The organism is Corallincola spongiicola (assembly GCF_004284785.1).
GTDB classification, from domain to species: Bacteria; Pseudomonadota; Gammaproteobacteria; order Enterobacterales; family Neiellaceae; genus Corallincola; species Corallincola holothuriorum.
In genome coordinates this window covers 1,107,022-1,129,437 of the sequence record NZ_SHLY01000001.1, presented here as the reverse complement: position 1 = coordinate 1,129,437, position 22,416 = coordinate 1,107,022, and the positions used below count along the sequence as shown (strand labels likewise).

General features: G+C 48.6%; 20 protein-coding genes. 12 read left to right on the top strand and 8 right to left on the bottom strand.

The genetic code is table 11. The annotated features are described in order from the left end of the window. Positions 1–944: 944 nt before the first annotated feature. The 4 genes from EXY25_RS04925 to metA form a co-directional block, all read right to left on the bottom strand. Entirely contained in the window at positions 945–1,217 is a 273-nt protein-coding gene (locus EXY25_RS04925; protein ID WP_130565916.1) for a hypothetical protein, read from the bottom strand. 161 nt (positions 1,218–1,378) lie between these two features. After that, complete coding sequence (locus EXY25_RS04920; RefSeq protein WP_158538004.1) at positions 1,379–2,203, bottom strand: choice-of-anchor A family protein; 825 nt, start codon at positions 2,201–2,203, stop codon at positions 1,379–1,381. A 295-nt stretch (positions 2,204–2,498) separates the two neighbouring features. Next, positions 2,499–6,179, bottom strand: coding sequence for a methionine synthase (gene metH, locus EXY25_RS04915; RefSeq protein WP_207232105.1), 3,681 nt, complete (start codon positions 6,177–6,179; stop codon positions 2,499–2,501). An 11-nt stretch (positions 6,180–6,190) separates the two neighbouring features. Beyond that, on the bottom strand, positions 6,191–7,150 hold the full coding sequence (gene metA / locus EXY25_RS04910; RefSeq protein WP_114337915.1) for a homoserine O-acetyltransferase MetA: 960 nt from the start codon (positions 7,148–7,150) through the stop codon (positions 6,191–6,193). A 203-nt stretch (positions 7,151–7,353) separates the two neighbouring features. Here metA and EXY25_RS04905 point away from each other — a divergent pair, with 203 nt between their 5' ends. Beyond that, positions 7,354–7,962, top strand: a complete 609-nt coding sequence (locus EXY25_RS04905) for an HvfX family Cu-binding RiPP maturation protein (protein WP_114337916.1) — start codon at positions 7,354–7,356, stop codon at positions 7,960–7,962. A gap of 266 nt (positions 7,963–8,228) precedes the next feature. After that, a complete protein-coding gene (locus tag EXY25_RS04900; protein ID WP_114337917.1) occupies positions 8,229–8,777 on the top strand; it encodes an NAD(P)H nitroreductase in 549 nt (182 codons plus the stop codon). Between the two features lie 99 nt (positions 8,778–8,876). Here the strand turns inward: EXY25_RS04900 and EXY25_RS04895 are convergent, their stop codons facing one another. Further along, a complete protein-coding gene (locus EXY25_RS04895; RefSeq protein WP_130565914.1) occupies positions 8,877–9,677 on the bottom strand; it encodes a hypothetical protein in 801 nt (266 codons plus the stop codon). A 227-nt stretch (positions 9,678–9,904) separates the two neighbouring features. On the opposite strand from EXY25_RS04895, the gene EXY25_RS04890 reads away from it, so the two are divergent. Genes EXY25_RS04890 through EXY25_RS04870 form a run of 5 tightly spaced genes read left to right on the top strand, consistent with a single transcriptional unit; the run spans position 9,905 to position 14,452 of the window. Beyond that, positions 9,905–11,941 carry a S9 family peptidase gene (locus tag EXY25_RS04890; RefSeq protein WP_130565913.1) on the top strand — a complete coding sequence of 679 codons (2,037 nt, stop codon included), beginning with the start codon at positions 9,905–9,907 and terminating at the stop codon, positions 11,939–11,941. A 5-nt stretch (positions 11,942–11,946) separates the two neighbouring features. Then, positions 11,947–12,393, top strand: coding sequence for a hypothetical protein (locus tag EXY25_RS04885; RefSeq protein WP_130565912.1), 447 nt, complete (start codon positions 11,947–11,949; stop codon positions 12,391–12,393). 35 nt (positions 12,394–12,428) lie between these two features. After that, positions 12,429–12,884 (top strand): YaiI/YqxD family protein, encoded by a 456-nt coding sequence (locus EXY25_RS04880; RefSeq protein WP_114337921.1) that lies wholly within the window; start codon positions 12,429–12,431, stop codon positions 12,882–12,884. 45 nt (positions 12,885–12,929) lie between these two features. After that, positions 12,930–13,520, top strand: coding sequence for a carboxymuconolactone decarboxylase family protein (locus EXY25_RS04875; RefSeq protein WP_114337922.1), 591 nt, complete (start codon positions 12,930–12,932; stop codon positions 13,518–13,520). Further along, the gene (locus tag EXY25_RS04870; protein WP_130565911.1) at positions 13,520–14,452 is read left to right on the top strand and encodes a MaoC/PaaZ C-terminal domain-containing protein; all 933 of its coding nucleotides are present in this window, start codon (positions 13,520–13,522) and stop codon (positions 14,450–14,452) included. Before EXY25_RS04875 ends, EXY25_RS04870 begins: the two co-directional genes overlap by 1 nt. A 401-nt stretch (positions 14,453–14,853) precedes the next feature. On the opposite strand, the gene EXY25_RS04865 is transcribed toward EXY25_RS04870, so the two are convergent. The 3 genes from EXY25_RS04865 to asnS form a co-directional block, all read right to left on the bottom strand. Next, positions 14,854–15,726, bottom strand: a complete 873-nt coding sequence (locus EXY25_RS04865) for a zinc-binding metallopeptidase (protein ID WP_130565910.1) — start codon at positions 15,724–15,726, stop codon at positions 14,854–14,856. Positions 15,727–15,735: 9 nt separating this feature from the next. Next, positions 15,736–16,782, bottom strand: coding sequence for a LysM peptidoglycan-binding domain-containing protein (locus tag EXY25_RS04860; protein WP_130565909.1), 1,047 nt, complete (start codon positions 16,780–16,782; stop codon positions 15,736–15,738). A gap of 224 nt (positions 16,783–17,006) precedes the next feature. After that, positions 17,007–18,410 carry an asparagine--tRNA ligase gene (gene asnS, locus EXY25_RS04855; RefSeq protein ID WP_130565908.1) on the bottom strand — a complete coding sequence of 468 codons (1,404 nt, stop codon included), beginning with the start codon at positions 18,408–18,410 and terminating at the stop codon, positions 17,007–17,009. Positions 18,411–18,630: 220 nt separating this feature from the next. On the opposite strand from asnS, the gene EXY25_RS04850 reads away from it, so the two are divergent. From EXY25_RS04850 to EXY25_RS04830, 5 genes are all read left to right on the top strand, one after another. Further along, positions 18,631–19,410, top strand: coding sequence for a glutamine amidotransferase-related protein (locus EXY25_RS04850; protein ID WP_130565907.1), 780 nt, complete (start codon positions 18,631–18,633; stop codon positions 19,408–19,410). 136 nt (positions 19,411–19,546) lie between these two features. Continuing rightward, on the top strand, positions 19,547–19,909 hold the full coding sequence (locus EXY25_RS04845) for a hypothetical protein (RefSeq protein WP_114337927.1): 363 nt from the start codon (positions 19,547–19,549) through the stop codon (positions 19,907–19,909). 92 nt (positions 19,910–20,001) lie between these two features. Beyond that, entirely contained in the window at positions 20,002–20,391 is a 390-nt protein-coding gene (locus EXY25_RS04840; RefSeq protein WP_130565906.1) for a DCC1-like thiol-disulfide oxidoreductase family protein, read from the top strand. A 194-nt stretch (positions 20,392–20,585) separates the two neighbouring features. Then, the gene (locus EXY25_RS04835; protein ID WP_130565905.1) at positions 20,586–21,170 is read left to right on the top strand and encodes a DMP19 family protein; all 585 of its coding nucleotides are present in this window, start codon (positions 20,586–20,588) and stop codon (positions 21,168–21,170) included. Positions 21,171–21,717: 547 nt separating this feature from the next. Further along, positions 21,718–22,212, top strand: a complete 495-nt coding sequence (locus EXY25_RS04830; protein ID WP_130565904.1) for a hypothetical protein — start codon at positions 21,718–21,720, stop codon at positions 22,210–22,212. Positions 22,213–22,416 lie beyond the last annotated feature (204 nt).

Here is a 22,416-nt window from a genome sequence, read left to right as displayed (position 1 = left end):
AAAGTAATTGACTCAAATGTCTATATCTATTTGTTTAGTTATTACGAATGTTTTTAATTTAGAGTGGATTACGCGCAGTTTTATTGGGGTGAGCATCTGTTTAATTAGTACTAGGTTTATTAATTTACATGCGTTTATTTAAATAAGGTTTAATTAATTGCTAATAAGCGGCGCCGGTGTAATTAAGGGTTTATATCTTGCGTTGTTATTTACATTGTTATTTACGTCGTTATCTAATTTATTATGCGCGTATTAAAATTTTATATTGAACATTTCCTTGTTCGGTATCATTAATTGGATGATTTTGTGCAATGCTCCGACAAATTCAAGAGGGAAAGACAGGTTGGCGACGATGCTACCCCCGGTATCCCAGAAAAACCTGGTTAGGTGAGACTGTCATTGCTGACACAGGGCTAGAGCTAAGGCATCAGCCGAATAAGATTTGCGAATGCGCTGATGCGGGCGGGTTTATTGGTGCTTGCAGGCTCCATTAGACGGCTGATAAAGCAATATCTAAATTATTGGTGGCGAAGTAACGGAAGGCTTTAACCATATTCCATCAACATGGCATTGTGTTGTGAATAAGTAGAACTTTGGCGGCGCTGTAGATGACTTCTAAAGCTGGGGGGTGTTGATACCTTAACTGATAGTTTGATTGTCGTCGCTTATAGAAAAATAGTCACTGTTAAAAGTCTGCTCATGTTCAACTGCATAGCAAGTGAAAATGAACCAAATTATTACTATTGCCATAGCAACAGTGAAGCTGATTATAAGGTATTTATTGCCGGTATATTTGAAGCGGATGCGGGCTTAGGCAGTGAGTTATAAGCTAACTTTGGCCAGATAATGGGTACTGATTCTAATGCCGATCTCGTATCAATGTTGATTTCTAATATTAATACTTAAATATCGTGGTGCACTAGTGACATTAGGTGAGTCGGCGCTTAGTCTTTTTTATCTGCTCTTGCTCGTTGCTCGGCCATCTCCAACCACAGTTTAATTAGCTGTGCGGCCTGTTTTGGATGATTGCGAATATACTTTCTTATCTCCCGTACCGTGTCTTGTTCACTTTGTTTTAGTACGCCTAAGCGGCGAAGTTTATTTTCCGCTTCTGTGGGCTTTTTTATTGTGTTTGCTACGGAACCTGAACCACTACGTTTTCGCACGATTTTGCCGCTGGCCGGTGCTTTTTTTGATTTCTTTAGCCAGTTAAACATCAGGCAGCAGCGCTTCTTTTTGACGAGGAGAGGTGACTTAAATTTAGTTAACTGGTTTAGGGGCGTCCAGTTATGCTGGGCATGGTATTGAAGCCACTGCAACATGCAGGATCAAAAAAGGCTCCGCGAGGAGCCTTTTACGTTTGCCTTAACCGAATCGATTATGATTGACGACGCAGTACTAGACCACCAAAGCAAGCCAAAAGCATAAATGCAAAAGTAGCTGGCGTGGGTACTTCAACCGTTGGCGGGTTGAATAGGAACTGATGAAACTCCCGTCCGCCGGTATATGATTTAGCTGCAACGCTACCGTCGAATACTGCGCCACCACTCACATCCGCACCAATAGCAAGCACTGAGCCGGACATAGCGATACTATTAAAATTGACTGAATCGGCTTCGTAGAAGTTCCAAAGGATGTTTTCTGCACCAAACTCGTAGGGGCGGAAGCCATCAACCAGGTTAACGCCTCCTTCTACTAGAATATCTGCGCCAGAAACGTTGATAATGACTGTCTCAGCTAAGCCGTAGTCTAGTGATAGGCTGGAGTTCTGGGCGAAGATATCTGCAGCGCTGACATCAAATACTGCCAGAGCGTCCGTACCATCGTATTCGAATGTTTTTGTTACGCTGTTGAAACTGGCATTTTCGCTTAATCCAGCATAGAACGAAGACTCAGAATTTAGCTCACTCACAATGCTGTCAATATTGAAGCTAGCATCATAATTAACAGTGCCACCGCCGTTCATATTGATATTGCCAACGTTCAGGTTGCCAGCATGACGCACATCGCCGCGCTCTATGGTCAGATTTGTTGCCGTGATGTCTCCAACGACAGACAGGGCATCACCATCTTCGGTAATACGTGAGCCGAAGACTGCGCCGAAACCTTCGGCATTTAGATTACCGCCGACTAGCGTACGTCCTTCAACGTCACCGCCCTCGAAGTTGTAATCCTGCTGCAAAATAAGGTTGTACGTGCTCATTGGGCTAGCGCTAGCTACACCACAAACAACAAGAGAGCTGGAAAAACAAAAAGTCTTGAAAATAGCTTTGAAAGATTGAGAATTCATGCGCAAGTCCTTAGGCACATTCGATAGACTCGTACATGTTACCAAACTGTTATTCTGTGATACATAACTTTATTTTTTATGTTGTTTACTCACTATTCGTGACGTAACACTTGTTTTGTAAAGTTATCTGACAGTTTCTGAGGCTGTATCGTGCCGAAAAAATAAAAGCCCTGTTAAATCAACAGGGCTTTCGCATTCAGTCCAAATCTTAACTAAACAGGTTGGGGGCTAACCAGCGGTCCGCAGTCTCTTTGTCCCAGCCTTTTCTCTGCATATAGTCATCCGCTTGATCTTGTTGGATCTGAGCCACAGCAAAATATTTGCTCTCAGGATGCGATATATACCAGCCTGATACGGCTGCGCCAGGCCACATGGCGAAGTTTTCTGTCAGTTTAATACCCGTGGCGTTTTCTGCGTCCAGTAGCTTCCACAGTGTCGCTTTCTCTGTGTGTTCGGGATTTGCCGGGTAACCGGGGGCAGGGCGAATACCTTGGTATTTCTCGCGGATCAAGTCGTCATTGTTAAGGACTTCATCCGGGGCGTAGCCCCAATAGACCTTGCGTACTTGCTGGTGGAGATATTCAGCAAAGGCTTCCGCCAGACGATCTGCGACGGCTTTGACCATGATCGCTTTATAGTCGTCATGCTGAGCTTCATAGAACTTGGCCAGCTCATCCTCACCGATACCAGCGGTGACTGCGAAGCCGCCGATATAGTCGGCTTTACCACTGGATTTCGGTGCTACAAAGTCAGAAACACAATAGTTGAACTGTCCTGAGCGCTTCTGTCCTTGCTGGCGCAAGTTATACAGGGTATGCACGACCTCAGTCCGTTCGTCGTTGCTGTAGACCTGAATGTCGTCACCGTCACTGTTCGCTGGGAACAGGCCCAGTACACCAGCGGCTTTAAGTGAGCCATCAGCGATCACTTGATCGATCAGCGCGTTGGCATCATCGAAGATCCGCTTGGCTTCCTGTCCCTGTTCATCTTCAGTAAAGATGCTCGGGTATTTGCCCTTCATCTGCCAGGTCATAAAGAACGGCGTCCAGTCGATATAGTCACGTAGTAGGCTGAGATCGACCTGTTCGAGAACCGTTACTCCCAATTGCTTGGGTACGGGCGGTGTGTAGTTTTCCCAGTCTGTGGTGAATTGGTTAGCACGTGCTGCCGCCAATGACACCGACTTGGTTTGACCCTGTTTGCGAGCATGTTGCAGGCGAACGGTGTCGTACTCTTCAGCCAGGCGTTGGCTAAAGGCTGGTTTATGCTCGGCACTTAATAACTGACTGGCTACACCAACGGCGCGCGATGCATTGGAGACATAGACGACAGGTTCATCGTAGTTTTGTTCTATTTTTACCGCGGTGTGAGCTTTAGAAGTTGTGGCACCACCGATCATCAGCGGTAGGTCAAAGCCCTGACGTTGCATCTCTTTTGCCATATGCACCATCTCATCGAGTGAGGGGGTGATCAGGCCGGAAAGACCAATAATATCGACGTTTTCATCTTTTGCTACTTGCAAGATTTTATCTGCAGGTACCATGACGCCAAGATCGATCACTTCGTAGTTGTTACACTGCAGTACCACGCCGACAATGTTTTTGCCGATGTCGTGAACATCGCCTTTTACGGTCGCCATTAAGATCTTGCCGTTGGTCTGGCCTTCATCTTTTTCTGCTTCGATATAGGGTTCTAGGTAGGCAACCGCACGTTTCATCACACGGGCGGATTTTACCACCTGTGGCAGGAACATCTTACCTTCACCAAACAGATCACCGACTACATTCATGCCATCCATCAATGGCCCTTCAATCACGTGCAGTGGACGTTCGGCTTGTTGGCGTGCCTCTTCTGTATCTTCTTCGATAAAGTCGGTTATACCTTTAACCAGCGCATGTTCAAGACGCTTGGCAACCTCCCAACCGCGCCACTCTGCAGCGACATCATCTTCTTTGGCGGCGCCGCTGTCGCGATACTCATCGGCGATAGCTAATAGGTTTTCAGTACCATCAGGTGTGCGGTTCAGAACCACATCTTCTACGGCATCCCTCAGCTTTGGCGGGATCTCTTCGTAGATCTCCAATTGACCCGCGTTCACGATACCCATGTCCATGCCATTTTTAATGGCGTGATACAGGAATACCGCGTGGATCGCTTCTCGTACCGGGTTGTTACCACGGAATGAGAACGAGACGTTAGATACACCACCAGAGATCATCGCATGGGGCAGGTGTTGCTTGATGTCTGCAGTGGCTTCAATAAAGTCCACGGCGTAGTTGTTATGTTCATCAATACCGGTAGCGACGGCGAAGATATTGGGATCGAAGATGATATCTTCTGGCGGGAAGCCAACTTTGTTAACCAGTACATTATAGGCGCGCTGACAGATCTCGAACTTGCGTTCGCGTGTATCCGCTTGACCCACCTCATCGAACGCCATCACGATCACTGCGGCACCATATTTGCGCAGCAATACCGCTTGTTCGATGAACTTTTCTTCACCTTCCTTCATGGAGATGGAGTTAACAACGCCTTTGCCTTGAATGCATTTCAGGCCTGCTTCCAGCACTTCCCATTTTGAAGAGTCGATCATCACAGGTACGCGGGCGATATCGGGCTCGGCAGCGATTAACTTCAGAAAGCGCTCCATACACGCTTCAGCGTCGAGCATCCCTTCATCCATATTTATATCGATGATCTGAGCGCCGTTCTCCACTTGCTGCTTGGCCACATCGAGGGCTGTTTCATATTGCTCCTCTTTGATCAGGCGTTTAAACATGGCAGAGCCGGTGACGTTGGTGCGCTCACCGACATTTACAAACAGCGTGTCTTTATCTATTACCAGCGGCTCTAGACCGGACAGCCGGCAGGCGATGTCCAGTTCGGGTAGTGGACGAGGCTCGACGCCAGCAACGGCGTCCGCCATGGCTCGGATATGTTCTGGCGTGGTACCACAGCAGCCACCGACCAGGTTAACTAAGCCAGATTCTGCCCACTCTTTGATATGTTCGGCCATCTCTGCCGGGTCAAGATCATACTCACCGAAGGCATTTGGCAAACCAGCGTTGGGATGCACAGAGACAAAGGTCTCGGAGATCTGTGACAGATCACGCACGTATTGGCGCAGCTCTTTGGGGCCCAAGGCGCAGTTCAAGCCAAATGAGATCGGCTTAGCGTGGCGCAGGGAATGATAAAAGGCTTCAGTGGTTTGGCCTGACAAAGTACGGCCAGAGGCATCGGTGATGGTGCCGGAGATCATGATCGGCAATTCGTAACCGATCTGCTCAAACACCGTTTGTACGGCAAAAATCGCGGCTTTGGCGTTTAATGTATCGAACACCGTTTCGATTAAGATCAGGTCCGAACCACCATCAATCAAAGCGTTTGTTGCTTCAATATAAGCCTCAACCAGCTCATCAAAGCTGGTATTGCGGAACCCGGGGTCATTCACATCCGGTGAGATAGACGCGGTACGGTTAGTTGGGCCTAAAACACCAGCAACATAGCGAGGAATACCTGTTTCCGCGGCGACATCGTCTGCCGCTTGGCGTGCCAAGCGGGCGCTCTCGCGATTGATCTCCACCACCAGAGATTCCATGTCGTAGTCGGCCATGGCGATACTGGTAGCATTAAAACTGTTGGTTTCGAGGATATCGGCACCGGCCTCTAGGTATTGCCGATGGATGTTGTAGATGAGCTCGGGCTGGGTCAGTACCAGCAGATCGTTATTGCCTTTGACATCCGATGGCCAGTCAGCGAAACGTGCACCACGATAGTCAGCTTCTTCCAGCTTTTGATTCTGGATCATGGTGCCCATACCGCCGTCAATAACGGCAATACGTTGCTTGAGTGTGGTTTCCAGTGCCTGAATACGTTCTATTCTGTTCAAACTTCTGCTTCCTATAACGATTCGGCGTGGGCTTGGCTTAATGCAACCAAAGACGCTTCGTTTAGATTAAACGGGGTGAGCTGATAAACATGGTAGTTGAGCCAGTTGGTAAATAGCAGATTACCATGGCTGCGCCAGCGCACCTTGTATGGCTGGTTTGGATCGTTATCAGCGTAATAATTTTCCGGGACCTGCGGGTCTATCCCGGCATCAAGATCGCGGCGGTATTCATCATCAATGGTATTGGCATCATATTCTGGATGGCCAGTAACAAAAAACTGTCGGCCATCTTTCGAACCTAGCAGGTATAAACCGGCTTTTTCGGAGTCAACCAACACCTCCAGCTCAGGATGCTCATCAATCGCTTTTACTCTGACTTCGGCGTAGCGGCTGTGGGGCGCATAGAAAAATTCATCAAAGCCACGTAACAACGGGTGGTCTTTAGCCGCTTCACGCACCTGATGTTCATAAACACCAGACAATTTCTCCTCGCGCAGATGGCGTTGTAAACCATAGAAGTGGCTTAGTGCTGCGTGGGCTGCCCAGCAGAGGAAAATGGTGCTGACAACATGGCTTTTTGACCAATCCATGATGGTTTGCATCCGTTCCCAATAATGCACCTCTTCAAACGCTATCTGACCTAACGGTGCGCCAGTAATAATAAAGCCGTCGTAGCAGTTATCTTTAATCTCTTCAAAGCTGCGGTAGAAGGCATCCAAGTGCTCTTTTGGCGTGTTCTTCGACGGGCGATCATCGATGCGCAATAGTTCGACATCTATCTGCAGCGCGCTGTTTGAAAGTAAACGTAGCAGCTGAGTTTCGGTTTCGATCTTCTTCGGCATGAGATTAAGGATCAACACACGCAGTGGACGAATGTCCTGATGCTCCGCACGAGAGGCGGGCATGATGAAAATATTCTCCTGTTTGAGAATATTGGCTGCGGGGAGCTCGTCTGGAATTCGGATCGGCATGAGCTTTAACCTGTACGTCTAGCAACTGTTCAGTGACTAAAAAGGGCGTAAACCGCCCTAAATTAGAACGAGTCTAACTGAATCAGTTTTAGACGTCTAGAAGTCTTACCATCCATGCTGCTACAAATTGTTGAAATATTATCTTGGGTTTGCCTGTCTATCCTTAGTAGATAGCAAATTCAAATAGTTGAGGAAACCGAGCCATGGGCGTCAAGCAGCTTTATACACCAGTAGATAATGTCTGGAAGGGAATTTCACAAATTGATGGCCTTGCGCCCCTGTTACTCCGTCTCTATCTCGCGCCCGTGATGATCCAAGCAGGGTGGAATAAAATACAGGGCTTTGACGGCGTTGTTGAATGGTTTGGGAACAGCGAATGGGGGTTGGGTTTGCCGTTTCCTTTATTGCTGGCCAGTCTGGCGATCGCTGCAGAGTTTATCGGTGGCATTTTGCTGATCCCCGGCATTTTGGTGCGCTGGGTGTCTATCCCTCTGATGGTGACCATGCTAGTGGCGGCGTTTAGCGTACATTGGCCTAATGGTTGGCTGGCGATCGCTGATCCCAACAGTTGGTTGGCAAGTGAACAGGTGGCGGAATCCGCGCAGAAATTGGCCATCGCGAAAGAGATTCTGCAGGAACATGGCAATTACGAGTGGTTAAGTTCGAGTGGCAGCTTTGTTGTGCTTAACAACGGTATCGAGTTTGCCATTACCTATTTTGTGATGTTGCTGTCTTTGTTCTTTACCGGCGGCGGTCGCTATACCAGTGTCGATTATTGGGTGCATCGTTCGGTGATGAAATCGCAGAACTAATGGTTCGCATAGACAGGCGACAGCGGGTTACCGTCGGGTTGCTCGCTGTTTGAATAGAGGTCTCCATTGTTAGTGATAGCTAATGTTCACCTGCTGTTTGTCATGGAAAATGCACAGACTTGTTAACATTATGTAAGTATTTGCAGCGAAGTGTGGGGTATCTCGTATTAATCAGCTCAACACATTGAAAACCCTATTGCTCTCTCTAGTCTCGTTGAAAGCGATCTGGTACCTTGACCCCCTAGTTTAATGATTGGTGAATTGCCATGGATGTAATTAATCTTCTTCTTAACCGCTGTTCTCATCCGAAACTTAAAGCACCTGCACCCACAGGGCAGACTTTAGAGAACATTTTTCAGGCGGCATTGCGCGTTCCTGATCATGGTCGCTTAAAGCCGTGGCGCTTCGTTATCGTAGAGGGTGATGGTTTAGCGCGCTTAGGCCAGTTATTTGCTGATATTGCTACTGCAGCCGGCGCGCCCGAAGACAAAATCGCACGCGCGAAACAGATGCCTCTGCGTGCGCCGATGATTATTGTCGGTATTGCGTCACCAACACCCCATGCCAATGTGCCCCGTTCAGAGCAAGTCTTGTCTGCCGGTTGTGCAATGATGGCGATGCAACAAGCGGCGTTTGCGCAAGACTTTGGCGCCATGTGGCGCTCCGGTGAACTCTCTCATCACCCTGATGTGGCAAAGGCATTTTCTTTGGGCACCGATGAAGAGATTGTTGGTTTCCTTTACCTAGGCACGGTAGCGCAAGAGGCTCCGGCTGCGCCTTTATTGCATAGCGACGATTTCTTCACCTATTACTGATAGTGTTCGCTGCTTAGCTTCTTTCGTAGCAAAGCGTGACATAAAAAAAGGCAGCCATTGGGCTGCCTTTTTTATTTTGCTTTATCTGCTGAACAGCGCTTATTGCTCCGCTTTTGCTTGCCAAGCTTGCGCTTGCTGTTCATCCCTTGGGAAGTCAAATTCGCTAATGGCCTGTGGCGGAATAGGTAGCAAGTCACCGCGGTAAACCATAGCGATAATCGCAGCTAACTCTGGTTTTAGCGTGGTCGCTACATTGGCACTTTCATAATCTGTGCTGGCCACTTTAATCAGTTGCTGTTCGGTGTGCGCTAACTGTTGCATGATAATACTGCATCCTGCTGTATCCATAATGCACAACATGGTTTGCTCGTTCAGACTGGCCAAATAGGACAGGCAAGCTGGTAGGTAATTATCAATGTCGCAGCCATTTTGAAAATCTTGCAGCGCTCTTTGCTCTTCAGGGGAGTTTAACGCCGATTTATAGGTGCTCATTAACTGTTCGCGGATCGCTGGATCCTGACTATCACCCACTTGCTCCATCATTGTTTGGAATTTGGCAAAGGCGCGCCAATGGGCCATGGTTGCCAAAAGCTGTTCCGCCTGAGGGTCGGTTTGTGCGTAGGGACGCAGTGTCGCCGTGATCAAGTTAATCCGTTGCTCGTTATGCCCCCGATCTACCAGTTCAGCGTAAGCCGCGCCATGGTCTAGATAACCGGTAAGCAGTAGCAACTCATCATCGTACTCTTTCAGATGTTGATATTTGATCTCGCCTGCAGCAGGTGAGGCGATCAGTTGCCAATTGGGCATGGGAAGTTCGACTGCATTTTCAGCCATCAAGGGTAAGGCCGTGATGAAGCCGAGTGATGCAACGACGATACGAAACTGGGTAATAAAAGACATTGAGACTCTCATCGGGAAAATCAGGTTCGCTCAGTGTACCATCGACTATCAATTGGTATAACTGTCTGATTAGTCACATGGCGGAACATTTTTTTTCCATGTTGGCTTGCTACTATTTTGCTCGAGAGCCGTTTAACGAGTGGCGTCTTGGCCAATCAGCTTTTATCTTGCAGTAATGCGCGACTAAGCGCGGAACAGTTGCTGTTAATCACTGACAGGGGAAGATAATGATTAAAATAATTGGGTTACTTCTGGTGTTTTGTTGGACTTCGCTGGCCCAGGCCGCGCCATTGACATTGGAAGACCTAAGCAAAGTTCAACGGGTGGTTGAACAGGCGGCATCACCGGCGGGGAAAGAGATCGCGTATGTGCTGCAGGTACCGCGAACCGTCTATAAAGATGATGATGGCAAACCCTATTACCACCTTTATATGACCGATGAAGCGGGCGTAAAGCGTCCCTTTATTACCGGCAAAGTGGTGGTCAAACGGCTGAAATGGTCAGCGGATGGTAAAACCCTCTATTTTCTGGCCAAACGCGGCGAGCAAAAATTTGTTTCCCTCTGGTCTATTCCTGTCGACGGTGGCGAGGCCCAGCCGCTGTATGAGCACAGCCGCAATATCAGTGAGTATGATATTTCACCTGACGGGCAGACGATCCTGTTTGTCGGGCGAGAGAAGAAACCGGGCAGTGATAAAAAGCTGAAAACCAAAGGCTTTAAGGCGCAGGTCTATGAGGAAGAACGCGAATTAGCGCGCCTGTGGAAGCTGGACCTGAACCAGGAAAAGCTCGAAGCGAGCATGATTGAGCGTCAGGACAATGTGCTGTTTGCCAAGTTCAGCCCTGACGGTAGCCGTTGGTTACTCAAAGTGTCACCCAATTCTTCGATCGACGATATCTACATGAAGAGCACCCTTAAGATCACTGATGATCAGGGCAAGCTGTTAGCGGCTATTGTGCACGAAGGCAAAATGGGTACGGCTGAGTGGTCTCCATCTGGCGAGCACCTGTTGTTTATTGGCTCTGAAAGCATTCATGATCCCGCCGATGGTCGTTTGTATCTCGCTGATGTGAAAGGCGGCAAGCCAGTAGAGTTGTTGCCTGACTATATGGGGCATGTCAAAGCAATTGGCTGGCTCACCGATAAGCAGGCGCTCTATGTTGGTCATGCAGGGGTAGAATCGACACTGGGCATGGTCAATATCGATAGCCAACGCCAAAGTACGCTTATTCCTACTGGGAAAGCGATATTCCACCGCTTTTCTGTCAATGGTGATGGCCAGATCGCGCTGATTGGTGACACACCGGTTCATCCCAATGAGCTTTACCTGAAAGCCGATGTCGCTTCTGATGTGGCACGACTGACCCAGAGCAATCCGTGGCTGGAAGAGGCGGAACTGGCCGAGCAAAAAGCCTTTACCTATAACGCCCGTGATGGTTTGCCATTGGGCGGTGTGCTGGTGTTGCCGCTGAACTATCAGGAAGGTGAACGCTACCCATTGATCATGTTTGTTCACGGTGGCCCTGAAGCACATATCTCTAATGGCTGGGTGAACCGATATTCGAATCCTGCACAGGTCGCCGCAGCCAAAGGGTATGTCAGTTTCTTCCCTAACTATCGTGGCAGCACGGGCAAAGGCGTGAAATTCTCCATGCTTGGGCAGAACGATTACGCAGGTAAAGAGTTTGATGATCTGGTTGATGCCAAGAAAGCGTTGGTTGCAGCAGGCTTAGTCGACAACGATAAAGCGGGCATTACCGGTGGCAGTTATGGCGGCTATGCCTCGGCATGGGGTGCTACTGCACAATCTGAACATTTTGCTGCCAGCGTGATGTTTGTTGGTGTGTCGGATCTTATCTCCAAGTTTGGTACCACAGATATTCCAAACGAGATGTATCTGGTACATGCCCGCAGCTGGCCGTGGGAACATTGGCAAGACATGCTGGAGCGTAGCCCGGTATATCACGCGCAAAAACACCGTACACCGCTACTTATCATGCATGGTAAAGACGACCCTCGTGTCCATCCATCGCAGTCATTAGAGCTGTATCGGTATTTGAAAACCCTCAATAAAGCGCCTGTGAGGCTTGTCTGGTATCCGGGCGAAGGCCACGGCAATCGTAAAGCGGCTGCACAGTATGATTACAGCCTGCGCTTAATGCGTTGGATGGATTTCTATCTGCAAGGCGAGGGCGACGGTAAAGCGATCCCACCCCATGAGCTGCCCCATGCTGAAAGCCTAGATCAGGAGAACAGTAAGTGAGCCTAATGGCTAGCTTAAAGGCCGCCGCGAGCCTCGTGCTCGCGGCGATGCTGACCGGTTGCTGTTTAATCTCTGCATTTCCCGGTGGAGCAGGCGCCTGTGCGCGTGATGATTGGCAAGATCTCGTGGAAGATGGTCATTATGAGGAGGCGTTTTCCCAGCTTGATAGAGGCGCTATCGCGCATACCAACCTTTACAGCAACATGTTGGCCTACGACATTTTGAACGTGGTGGTGCATCGCGATGCGGTGACACAGGATGAGCTGTTGTGCTCTCCCGTGCTAGCTAAGTATCCCAATTCGTTTTCCTGGACGATGCAGAGCTGTAAGTTACTACAGAGCTATCTGGCTAACGGCACGTTGGATCAGGAAATATTGCCAGTGTTAGAGCGTAGTTTTTCCAGAGACGATCAGTACGATTGGTGGTTGCCCGTATTAAAAAGCTTAGGGTGATGCCACTGGCATTGCTGTAAAAAAGGACAGATAAGATGCAGATCTGGGTGGATGCCGATGCGTGTCCCAAGGTGATTAAAGAGATCCTATATCGGGCGGCAGAGCGGGTAGAACTGCCGCTGATATTGGTGAGTAATCAATACCTGCCTACGCCACCGTCGCGTTTTATTCGCTCGGTACAGGTTGAAAGTGGTTTTGATGTGGCAGACAACTACATTGTTGCGCAGCTGGATGAAGGGGACTTGGTGATCACCGCTGATATCCCGCTAGCGGCCGAAGTGATTGAAGCCAAGGCTCACGCCATTAATCCCCGCGGCGAGCGCTATACCGTCAACAACATTCGTCAACGTCTGAATATGCGTGATTTCATGGATCAGATCCGTAGCAGTGGCGTACACACGGGTGGGCCACCGCCGATGAACCAGGCGGATCGACAACAGTTTGCCAACGCCTTAGACAGCCTACTGCGCCAGATCATGCCAAAGCAGTAGTGCTACTCAGTTTATCTAGTAAACAATAACAACAAGGGAATACCGATGCCGTTTGTTCAGCCTTTGGCGCAAGATGCCAATCCCGAAGTGAAAGCCCTCGCCGAGTTTTTTAATGAAACACTGGGTTTTTGTCCCAACAGCGTACTGACCATGCAGCATCGGCCTGCCATTGCCAAAGCTTTCATTCAGCTGAACATGGCGGTGATGGAAAACCAAGGCCGCGTTACCAGTGCGCTCAAACGGCTTATCGCGTATGTCTCCAGTCATGCCACGGGTTGTCGTTATTGTCAGGCGCATACTATTCGTGCCGCAGAGCGTTATGGCGCAGACGATGCGCAGTTGCAACATATTTGGGAATACCGAACTCACCCCGCATTTAACGAGGCGGAACGCGCCGCGCTGGACTTAACCATCGCGGCATCAGCGGTACCTAATGCCGTTGATGAGGCCATTCAACAGCGTATGCACGAACACTGGGACGAAGGTGAGATCGTCGAGATCATGGGCGTTATTGCGCTGTTTGGTTATCTCAATCGTTGGAATGACAGTATGGCGACTACGCTGGAAGAGGGCGCAGTCATGTCCGGTGAACAACTGCTGGCGACCGACGGTTGGAGCAAAGGGAAGCATATTTGATGGCTACACCTGCGACAGGTAGTGCGGTGACGGTTCCAGCCACCTTGCTGTTTGAACAAGGCACCATGTTATCGACCTTGGCGCGTATCGCCTTCCGTGCCATGCGCCCCGATAGCTGGCCAGCGGAAAATCCGCCGCAGTGGCCGGTCGTCGAACGTATTTTGCCGCCCCCGAGTCAGCGTCTGGTTAACCATTACTGCCGCTGGTGTGGTGCCGATCCAGCCCGCTATGCTGACGACCTGCCGCCCCATCTGTTTACCCAATTTGCGCTGCCAGTGACGGCGGAACAGCTCAAACTGAGCCGTTACCCGTTGCATAAAGTGATCAATCGCGGCTGCAGTGTAAAAGTGTTTGACCAGCTCCCCCGTAACGTCGCCATTATCGTCCGCTCCGAAGTGATAGAGGTGAACGATGATGGTCAGCGTGCCAGTTTAAGGTTTCGCTTGACCATTGGCAGTATGGAGCAGCCGAAAGCGGTGGAAGCGGAAATAGAAACGCTGTTTTTGTTAACTAAGCCCGACAAAAAGAAAAAGTCCTCTGTCACCGATAGCACGGCGGCGCCGAACTATCGCAGTGCCGGGCAGTGGCGTGCTGCCAGTAATGACGGCTGGCAATTCGGCCTGCTGACCGGTGATCTTAATCCTATCCACTGGGTAACCCCGCTGGCTGAGAAGTCGCCGTTTAAAGGCAAAGTGCTCCATGGCTTCGGCAGCTTCGTGCGCAGTTACGAACAGCTGCAAAACCATCACCAGCAAGCTATCCGTGAAATGTCGGTGCGGTTTAATCGACCGGTGCCGCTGCCGAGCGACGCGCTGACTGTTGAATATGTTGCAGAGCCAAGCGCAGCAGAGTGCCAGTTTCGGTTAATGGATAAAGAGGGAACAGCGCTGCTGAGCGGACATTATTCGTTGGGCTTGTTAGGTTCAGCTTAAGTCGTGCCGATGCGGAATAAAGGGAAGTGACTTATGTTTTATCTTTTGTTGCTTATATTGATCATTACCTATCCGTTTTATATGTATGTCCTGTTTAAAGGGGGTTGGGTCATCGCCCATGACCGAAAAGCGACTGCTCCTTGGTGGAACCCATTTAATAAGATATTTTCATTAAAAATGGAAAGTGAGGGAAGGAAATGGCAATTGAGAATAGCTGTTTTTACTCTCCTCCATTTCGCTTTGGTGATGAGTATGTTCTTAGTTCGATCTGACTGAGTAAAAACCGAATCTCTACTGACAAAAAGGGCGCCAATCGGCGCCCTTCGTTTTTATTGTTTTTTAACGCTTAGTATTCAGCGTTACGCGGTGAGCGTGGGAAGGCGATCACGCAGCATTATAGGTTATTGCTCTACTTTAGTCGGTTTAATATTGTCTACATTAATATCAAATGAGACCTCTAGTTGGTTAACTGGTTGTGCGACTGCGGTTAATCCCGTTTCTTTAAAATAGCTTTTTAGCTGAGGCTCTTCGTTAATATACACACTGATTAAGATTGCTAATTTCTGAGCAATAATGGCGTGCTCTGAGGCTAATGCCTTGAGATTGTTGGGATCGCCAAAAGCGTGTTCAGCATAAACGTTAAAGTCATTACCTACAGAGCTTTCGGCATACTTAGAAAGAAAACCTTGCTGATAGTTGACTGGTTGGGAGCTGCTCGTTGTAAGCGCTTTATAGTCAGAAGTTGCCGATGCCCAGCTCTCTGGCATCATACTATGCCAAATAATCCTGCTTTCTGGGTGTCGGGCTAACACAAAGGAGCTGAGCTCGTGGTGCACCGCGTAGCGTGCATTTTCGTGATTAGCGCCGGTGCCGTTCCACTCCGGAGTATTTGATAAAATAATCCACTTAGGACCATAAGTGCCGCCAGCTTCTGCACCTTCAATTTTTATATCACCAGCGATAAAGATTGCATCAATGTACTTGTTCACAAATTTGTCAGGATAAATACCTAACGCTTGAGACATGCCCTCGATCACCTCTGACGCTTGAGAAAGCGACGTCCGGGTCAATTCAATATCGGTTAGGAGAGCGTCTTTGGGCGAATAACCTTGTGTATAGAAGAGTGCCGGGTTACCCGCTTTTATTTCAATACTGTATTTATCCGATAGATGGGTCACTTTCTCTGAATTGGATAGTGAAGGTTGGCAGCCTTGTAATCCTGATAGGACTAAGGCGACTAATCCTATCAGTTTGAAATATTTATTAAATTCCATCTATTTCACTTAATGTGCATAGCGTAGAGTGGCGGCAGGAACGACCGAAGTTGTTAACCTTACCATGGCTGGAAGAACGACGCGTTGTGCCACCATCTGTGTTGATGACCACAGGACTGCTCCCCTAGCAGACATACCTGCTGCTAGGGCGAAACTGGCAGGATCATCAGCCACTCCAGCCCCTAATGTAAGATAATCTTCAATCACTGTGGCTACAACTACCACTGTCGCTGCAGTGAATAAGCCGATAGCAAAGATCTTATCCCACTGATTTCCGTTGACCGGTGCATGCTGAGGAGAATGCCGATTGTCAGTACCGCGGTCACTACCATCTGTGCGGGGAGTGACTTCTAATACAAAGGTCACTTTTTGTGCTAGATAATGAAATTGATTGATAGTGCCTTTTAGCTGGGGGAATGTTATTTCAAACTGCAGTTTTGGTACTGGAGAATCTGAACTCAATTCTATGCCTACTGCTGTTGTTGGTACATTTGGTGTTGTGCTTCTAGACACAAGTTTTGAGCCTAATGTTAGGGAGTTTTTTGAACTATCAAAAGCAAGTTTTGTTTCAGACATCAGTGAGCCAAAAGCGTGGTTTGCTTGCTCTGTAATTTTTGCTTCGACCTGCTTTTTGTTAACAACGTAGTTCACAGGAAATGATTCGATGCTTGATAAAGAGACTGTCCCTTTCAGTTTAGCTTCGACAATTGCATTCGGTAAAATAATAGGAGCTTGTTGAATATCATCAAGTTTGTAGCTTAACGAAATTGGCGCCTTTATTGTTGGTAATATCTCACTGAGAGGTTTGTCTGGTTGACGTCTTTGCATTCCTTTATCAATAAGGGGCTTTGGTGTTGAAGTTGATAAAGTAGGGATAAGCAGCTTTTGTCCAGGGTAAATAAGATCTGGATTTCGGATTGCTCGACCAGTCTTACTTATTACATCTCTTCGGTTGTTGTGGCGCCATAAGCGTGGCCACTCAAAAGGCGAACCGAGAAGCTTTGCTGATATATCCCAAAGTGTATCTCCGTTTTTAACAATATACTCTTGAGCCATAAATCCTCCGTGATGATTGGCTAAAATAGTCGATGAGTAGAGTTAGTAAATGACTGGAAATTTTAAGCATCATGCCACTTGACGAATTTTGCAGCAACCAGTCGAATCTAATGCAGTAAACCCTAGTGTTTGGCTGGTGAAAGAAGTTCTTTGCAAGAGTTCAAATTCTCAGCCAAAAAAAAGGGCGCCAATCGGCGCCCTTCGTTTTTATTGTTTTTTAACGCTTAGTATTCAGCGTTACGCGGTGAGCGTGGGAAGGCGATTACGTCACGAACATTACCCATGCCTGTCACGTAAGCGACCAAGCGCTCAAAGCCTAAACCGAAGCCAGCGTGAGGTACGGTGCCGTAGCGGCGTAGATCGCGATACCAGCTGTAATCGGCGGGATCTTGGTCTTCCATCTCAGCGATACGGGCGTCGAGTACGTCAAGGCGCTCTTCACGCTGTGCGCCACCGATGATCTCACCGATACCCGGTGCCAATACGTCCATCGCCGCAACGGTCTTGCCGTCGTCATTTAGGCGCATGTAGAAGGCTTTAATATCTTTCGGGTAGTTCTTAACGATCACTGGTGCATCAAAGTGTTCTTCGGCCAGATAGCGTTCGTGCTCTGATGACATATCGATACCCCAAGATACTGGGTATTCGAACTTCTTACCGCACTTCTCCAGGATCTCGATGGCGTCGGTGTAATCGATCTGTACGAAATCAGCGTCAGCCAACTTCTGTAAACGCTCAATCGTGCCTTTGCTGATGCGCTGGTCGAAGAAGGCTAAGTCGTCAGCGCGTTCAGCCAATACCGCTTTGAAGACATACTTGAGCATATCTTCTGCCAGTTTGGCGGCGTCATCTAAGTCGGCAAACGCCACTTCCGGCTCTACCATCCAGAATTCAGCTAAGTGACGGCTGGTGTTTGAGTTCTCTGCGCGGAACGTTGGGCCAAAGGTATATACCTTCGACATGGCACAGGCGTAGGTTTCTGCGTTGAGCTGACCCGATACGGTCAAAAAGGCCTCTTTGCCGAAGAAGTCTTTGTCGTAATCAACCGTGCCTTTGTCAGTGTGTGGCAGGTTTTCCATGTCCAGCGTAGATACGCGGAACATCTCACCGGCACCTTCACAGTCAGAAGCGGTGATGATTGGTGTGGCTATCCAGTTGTAACCCTGTTCATGGAAGAAGCGATGGATCGCTTGTGATAAACAGCTACGTACACGGGTGACAGCACCCATCACGTTAGTGCGCGGACGCAGATGCGCATGCTCGCGCAGGTATTCGATGGTGTGGCGTTTGGCTGCCATCGGATAGGTGTCTGGATCTTCAACCCAGCCCATCACCTCAACGGCGGTGGCATTGAGCTCAAAATCCTGCCCTTTGGCGGGTGACTCAACCACTTCCCCGGTAATGGCAACACTGCAGCCGGTAGTGAGCTTGAGCACTTCGTTCTCGTAATTGTCCAAATTATTGGGCACGACCGCCTGCAAGGTATCGAAGCATGAGCCATCATGCAGTGCGATAAATGAGATACCGGCTTTGGAGTCACGGCGGGTGCGTACCCAACCTTTAACTACGACTTCCGAGCCTACGGAAAATTTGCCTTTGAGGACTTCAACGAGTGACGCGTGCGCCATTGAACAGGTACTCCAGATTAGTCAGCTTTAGTCTGCAATTATTTGCGAACGCTCTATGTTACCCAGCCGTGATCACAACACAAGCTTAATTAGCGTTGATCTGTTGATCAGGAATGGTTTTATCTGGGTGATGTGGTGCTAAATGGCACCACGGATCGGCTTGCCCCGACGTTCTCTGCGGCGTAACTTGGCTTTATTCGAGACCAAATGAAGAACCCTTATGGCTGCGACTGTGTGTTTATCCCGCGAACTACGACTCTGTATTCTGGATGCCGATCACCTCTATCCGCAACTGCTTCCCAGCTATCACAGCTATGGTGCGATGTTTGATGGGTTACTCAGTGGCGCGGCAGCGTCACTGAAGATAGCTGCGCAGATCAGTATTTTTGATGTGCGCAGCGAACAGTTCCCCAAATCTCTGGATGACTATGATGGTTTTCTGATTACCGGTAGCAAAGCCGATGCGTTCGCTGATGATGCTTGGATAGTGCGGTTAAGGGCGTTCGCGTCGCAGTTGGTCAGTGAGAAGCGGCCAACCGTGGGGATCTGTTTTGGCCATCAACTGCTGGCCTTGGTGGTCGGTGGCCAGGTGGGGCGTGCAGACAAAGGCTGGGGAGTGGGGTTGATGACGTATCAATGCGCTGCCGCCGAGGCTTGGCCACAACCGTTACAACAAGGACTTGCCCGCTTAGCCACGCCACAATTGCAGTTGCTGGCTAGTCATCGCGATCAGGTTAAATACTTGCCTGCAGATGCGATCCCACTGGCGGGTAATGAGTTTTGTCCAATCGCCGCCTTTAGCGTGGGGGAGCACCTGTTATGCTTTCAGGGCCATCCGGAGTTCAGCGCCGACTATCTGCTGGCCTTAATGACGCTGCGCCGAGAGATGGTGGGTGAAGTCAATTTTTGTAAGGCGGTTGCCGCGCAGCATCAAGCACATCAGGGCGAGCTAGTCGGTCAATGGTTGCTGGCATTTTTGGCGGCTTCTTGGTCAAAATAGGCAGTGTTAGTGCCTTGGTTAGCAAAAAAATTTTAACTTTGCCGGATAGGTCATCGTATCTAAGGTCTAACACCATGTAAGATACCGCGATTTTAAAATTTAGGTGTTCGTAGTTTTTGTGCAGCAGAACCACAAAATGACCGAAGAAAGAAGAAAAGGCCCAGACATTTGGGCACGTATGGTGGGATGGGTGTCACTGGCCGGGTGGCTCACCTTCATTGGCGTATTGGTGTTAGTGCAATATGCCAAGCCAGAGATGAATAGCGGCCTGGTACGTTACCATCAGATCGATATACGCACTGAATGGTTGCCACGCCTCAGCGATCTGATCTTTATGCTGCTGTGGGCGTGTTGCGGGCTTAGCATTATCTCTATGCTGTTTAATAAACGGCGGATGCGCCGGAAGACCGATACCAACCTATTTAACCTTATCTTATTGGGTTTGCTCTCCATCGTTGGCGTGTTACTGATGTTTCCTGTGGTGGTTAACGGCAACTAACGGTGATCTTATCGTCGCGCAAAGCTGTTTAACGGGTGTGAACTTCATGGTCAGTTACTGATCTTATTCTGGCTCAATCAGGATTGCATGGTGTGGAAAAGTCTGCCGCAAAAGTACTGTTAATCTACGATGGTGAATGCCCCGTTTGTCGACGCTACGCGCAAGCAGTTCGCGTGTCGCAACAATTTGGCGGCCTGGAAACTCTCTCCGCCCGTGAACCCGACCCCCGTGTTGGCGAGATAATCGCGCAGGGCTATGATCTTGATGAAGGCATGGTGGTGCAGTTGGAAGGCGTTAATTACCACGGTGCCGATGCGCTTAACGTGATGGCGATGATCAGCACGCAAAAAGGCTGGTTTAACCGCTTCAACTTCTTTCTATTTAAATCCCCTAAACTCGCCAAGCTTTGCTACCCCATGATGCGCGCAGGACGCAACCTGCTGTTGCGCTTGTTAGGAGTGAAGAAGCTCGCTGATAGCTGATGCCTCTGATTTTGAACACTTTTGTGATGCCATTCGTTAAAACCTAGCGACCAGTCCGTTATGATAAAAATTGAATAATGAAAAGTGGCATGGGCGAGATCTATCTGATTTTGGGTGATAGGTAGACATGGCCCTCTTATCCAGATAGATGGTCTGTGTATACCTATCTAGCGTTATGCACTCAAAGGGTCGAGATGAGCGATAAGATTCCATGCACAGAATGCGGGGCAATGGTTTTGCCAAGTACCGCCGAGCGTACAGGCGGGCTTTGCATGCCCTGTAAAAATGGCACTCGCAAAAGTATGGATTTGGCTAAAGAGCGTGCCGCTAAAGAGAGAGAACTAGAAAAAACATGTCCATATAGGGCGCTTTGGCGAGAGCTGGTAGACAAAGTGTATAAACAGGATGGTGGCTTTAGCGCACTCTCAGATAATGAAAAGCTTTATTACTCAGTTAATGTGCTAAGTGGCGAAGTATACAACGGAGGTTTCGATCAGTATTTTAATAATACGTCTGCTGAACATTACCGCAATGCTGAACATGGTCTAGTTCAATTAGGTGCAACCAACTCAGTCAAATTATTAAGGCAAGCAAAAGAGCAATTATTTGGCTCTAACCAAGTGCCAAAAAGTCAAATTGAGCGCTGGACTCTAATTCGTAAACTCAATAGGCCTGCTGACTTAGATGCACTGGATACCGAGTTCTACAAAGATCAAGATAAACTAGATACAAAGCTAGAGGCTTTTGCATTAGAGTCAGGTTTAGTAAAAAATGCATAACAAGTGCATATTGCCGGATTTGGGTAAACTGTCACCTGTTTTGCAAAAACACGCAAAACAACCGCCATTTCACCCAAACCGCAAATGCAGGCGTTAGGTACCCATCGAATGAAGCTGGTTTCGCAAACACCAATTGAGCAACTTTGGGATAGCGTTGGTTCTATTATCTCTAGGTTGGAAAGGAGCAAATCTCTGACCAAACATGAGCTAAAGGAAATATTAAAAGCTGGTCCAATTGAACTCGTGTGTGCTGAAGTCGGTCAGCCACTGGAATGGGTTTCAGTGAATGAGTGTTTTACACGTTGGAAGCACCAATTTTGCAACCACTGTGTTGAGAACCCCGAATCGTTTTCTGTAGATTCGTATCCGGATGGGGTTGCAATGACGGCATCCCTTTGGACAGGTGATAGTGGACAGTCAGTGGTACTTTTTGAGGTGCACCATTAAGTACCTAACAAGAAAAATCATTGGGACAAGTTAAACAGCGCGGCTTTGCCGCTAACTTGCTCCCTGTTTTAAGCGTTAACTGTAGATTGAGACATCGAAAATGATCCCAAGAGCACTATTCACATTTTTGATCTTTATTTCCCCGTTGCCGGCATTCGCATGCTCCTTCGCGATAATGACGGAGGAGTTTGAAATTGTTCCTGGAGAGGGAGCGCCCCCGGCGATCCCCTATTTCGAAACTAAAGATATTGTCCGAGGCACAGATGACGGTAACTATGCATCATGTTCGGACGCGGGAATCTTGACGCTAAAGCTTCTTGATACTCAAAGCCAGCCAGTTGGCTACATGTTCAGAATCGTCCAGGGCCAGTTCGAGGACAAATTGTTTTACGAACAGCCCATACAAGCAACGGATCCGTATCGAGAAGAGAATCTGTATAAGTTTGTGTGGCTGGACGGCTCCAGCGATGTCCAGGAGCCTATTGATATTACTTTAGAGATTGTTGCTATATCTAAAACTGGCCATAAAAGTGGTCCCCAAACACTACGAATCACGCATCCTGGAGTATCTAAGCCGTGGTGGAAATTTTGGTAGGTACAGTTAACAAGAAAAGCCAGAACGCCGGCAAAAACTGCGGCTGGACTCCCTTCGCGAGCTCAGGTCGCCCCTGTTTTGGGCGTTGGTATGACTCCCACTGTCAAGTTTGACGCACTGATCCGTGCTAAAAAACTAGCCATCGTTTTCTTCTAAAAAAGAGCTGATACATCAGATGAAGCCGGTACTTTCGTCGGTTGCTAT

What these genes read in the sequence shown, in the direction of transcription:
- EXY25_RS04900 (WP_114337917.1), top strand. Translation starts at nt 8,229, where the DNA reads ATGGATGTAATTAATCTTCTTCTTAACCGCTGTTCTCATCCGAAACTT.
- EXY25_RS04870 (WP_130565911.1), top strand. Translation starts at nt 13,520, where the DNA reads ATGGCTACACCTGCGACAGGTAGTGCGGTGACGGTTCCAGCCACCTTG.
- EXY25_RS04905 (WP_114337916.1), top strand. Translation starts at nt 7,354, where the DNA reads ATGGGCGTCAAGCAGCTTTATACACCAGTAGATAATGTCTGGAAGGGA.
- EXY25_RS04865 (WP_130565910.1), bottom strand. Translation starts at nt 15,726, where the DNA reads ATGGAATTTAATAAATATTTCAAACTGATAGGATTAGTCGCCTTAGTC.
- EXY25_RS04880 (WP_114337921.1), top strand. Translation starts at nt 12,429, where the DNA reads ATGCAGATCTGGGTGGATGCCGATGCGTGTCCCAAGGTGATTAAAGAG.
- EXY25_RS04860 (WP_130565909.1), bottom strand. Translation starts at nt 16,782, where the DNA reads ATGGCTCAAGAGTATATTGTTAAAAACGGAGATACACTTTGGGATATA.
- metA (WP_114337915.1), bottom strand. Translation starts at nt 7,150, where the DNA reads ATGCCGATCCGAATTCCAGACGAGCTCCCCGCAGCCAATATTCTCAAA.
- EXY25_RS04845 (WP_114337927.1), top strand. Translation starts at nt 19,547, where the DNA reads ATGACCGAAGAAAGAAGAAAAGGCCCAGACATTTGGGCACGTATGGTG.
- EXY25_RS04885 (WP_130565912.1), top strand. Translation starts at nt 11,947, where the DNA reads ATGGCTAGCTTAAAGGCCGCCGCGAGCCTCGTGCTCGCGGCGATGCTG.
- EXY25_RS04925 (WP_130565916.1), bottom strand. Translation starts at nt 1,217, where the DNA reads ATGTTTAACTGGCTAAAGAAATCAAAAAAAGCACCGGCCAGCGGCAAA.
- EXY25_RS04920 (WP_158538004.1), bottom strand. Translation starts at nt 2,203, where the DNA reads ATGAGCACGTACAACCTTATTTTGCAGCAGGATTACAACTTCGAGGGC.
- EXY25_RS04875 (WP_114337922.1), top strand. Translation starts at nt 12,930, where the DNA reads ATGCCGTTTGTTCAGCCTTTGGCGCAAGATGCCAATCCCGAAGTGAAA.
- EXY25_RS04830 (WP_130565904.1), top strand. Translation starts at nt 21,718, where the DNA reads ATGATCCCAAGAGCACTATTCACATTTTTGATCTTTATTTCCCCGTTG.
- asnS (WP_130565908.1), bottom strand. Translation starts at nt 18,410, where the DNA reads ATGGCGCACGCGTCACTCGTTGAAGTCCTCAAAGGCAAATTTTCCGTA.
- EXY25_RS04850 (WP_130565907.1), top strand. Translation starts at nt 18,631, where the DNA reads ATGGCTGCGACTGTGTGTTTATCCCGCGAACTACGACTCTGTATTCTG.
- EXY25_RS04895 (WP_130565914.1), bottom strand. Translation starts at nt 9,677, where the DNA reads ATGTCTTTTATTACCCAGTTTCGTATCGTCGTTGCATCACTCGGCTTC.
- EXY25_RS04890 (WP_130565913.1), top strand. Translation starts at nt 9,905, where the DNA reads ATGATTAAAATAATTGGGTTACTTCTGGTGTTTTGTTGGACTTCGCTG.
- EXY25_RS04835 (WP_130565905.1), top strand. Translation starts at nt 20,586, where the DNA reads ATGAGCGATAAGATTCCATGCACAGAATGCGGGGCAATGGTTTTGCCA.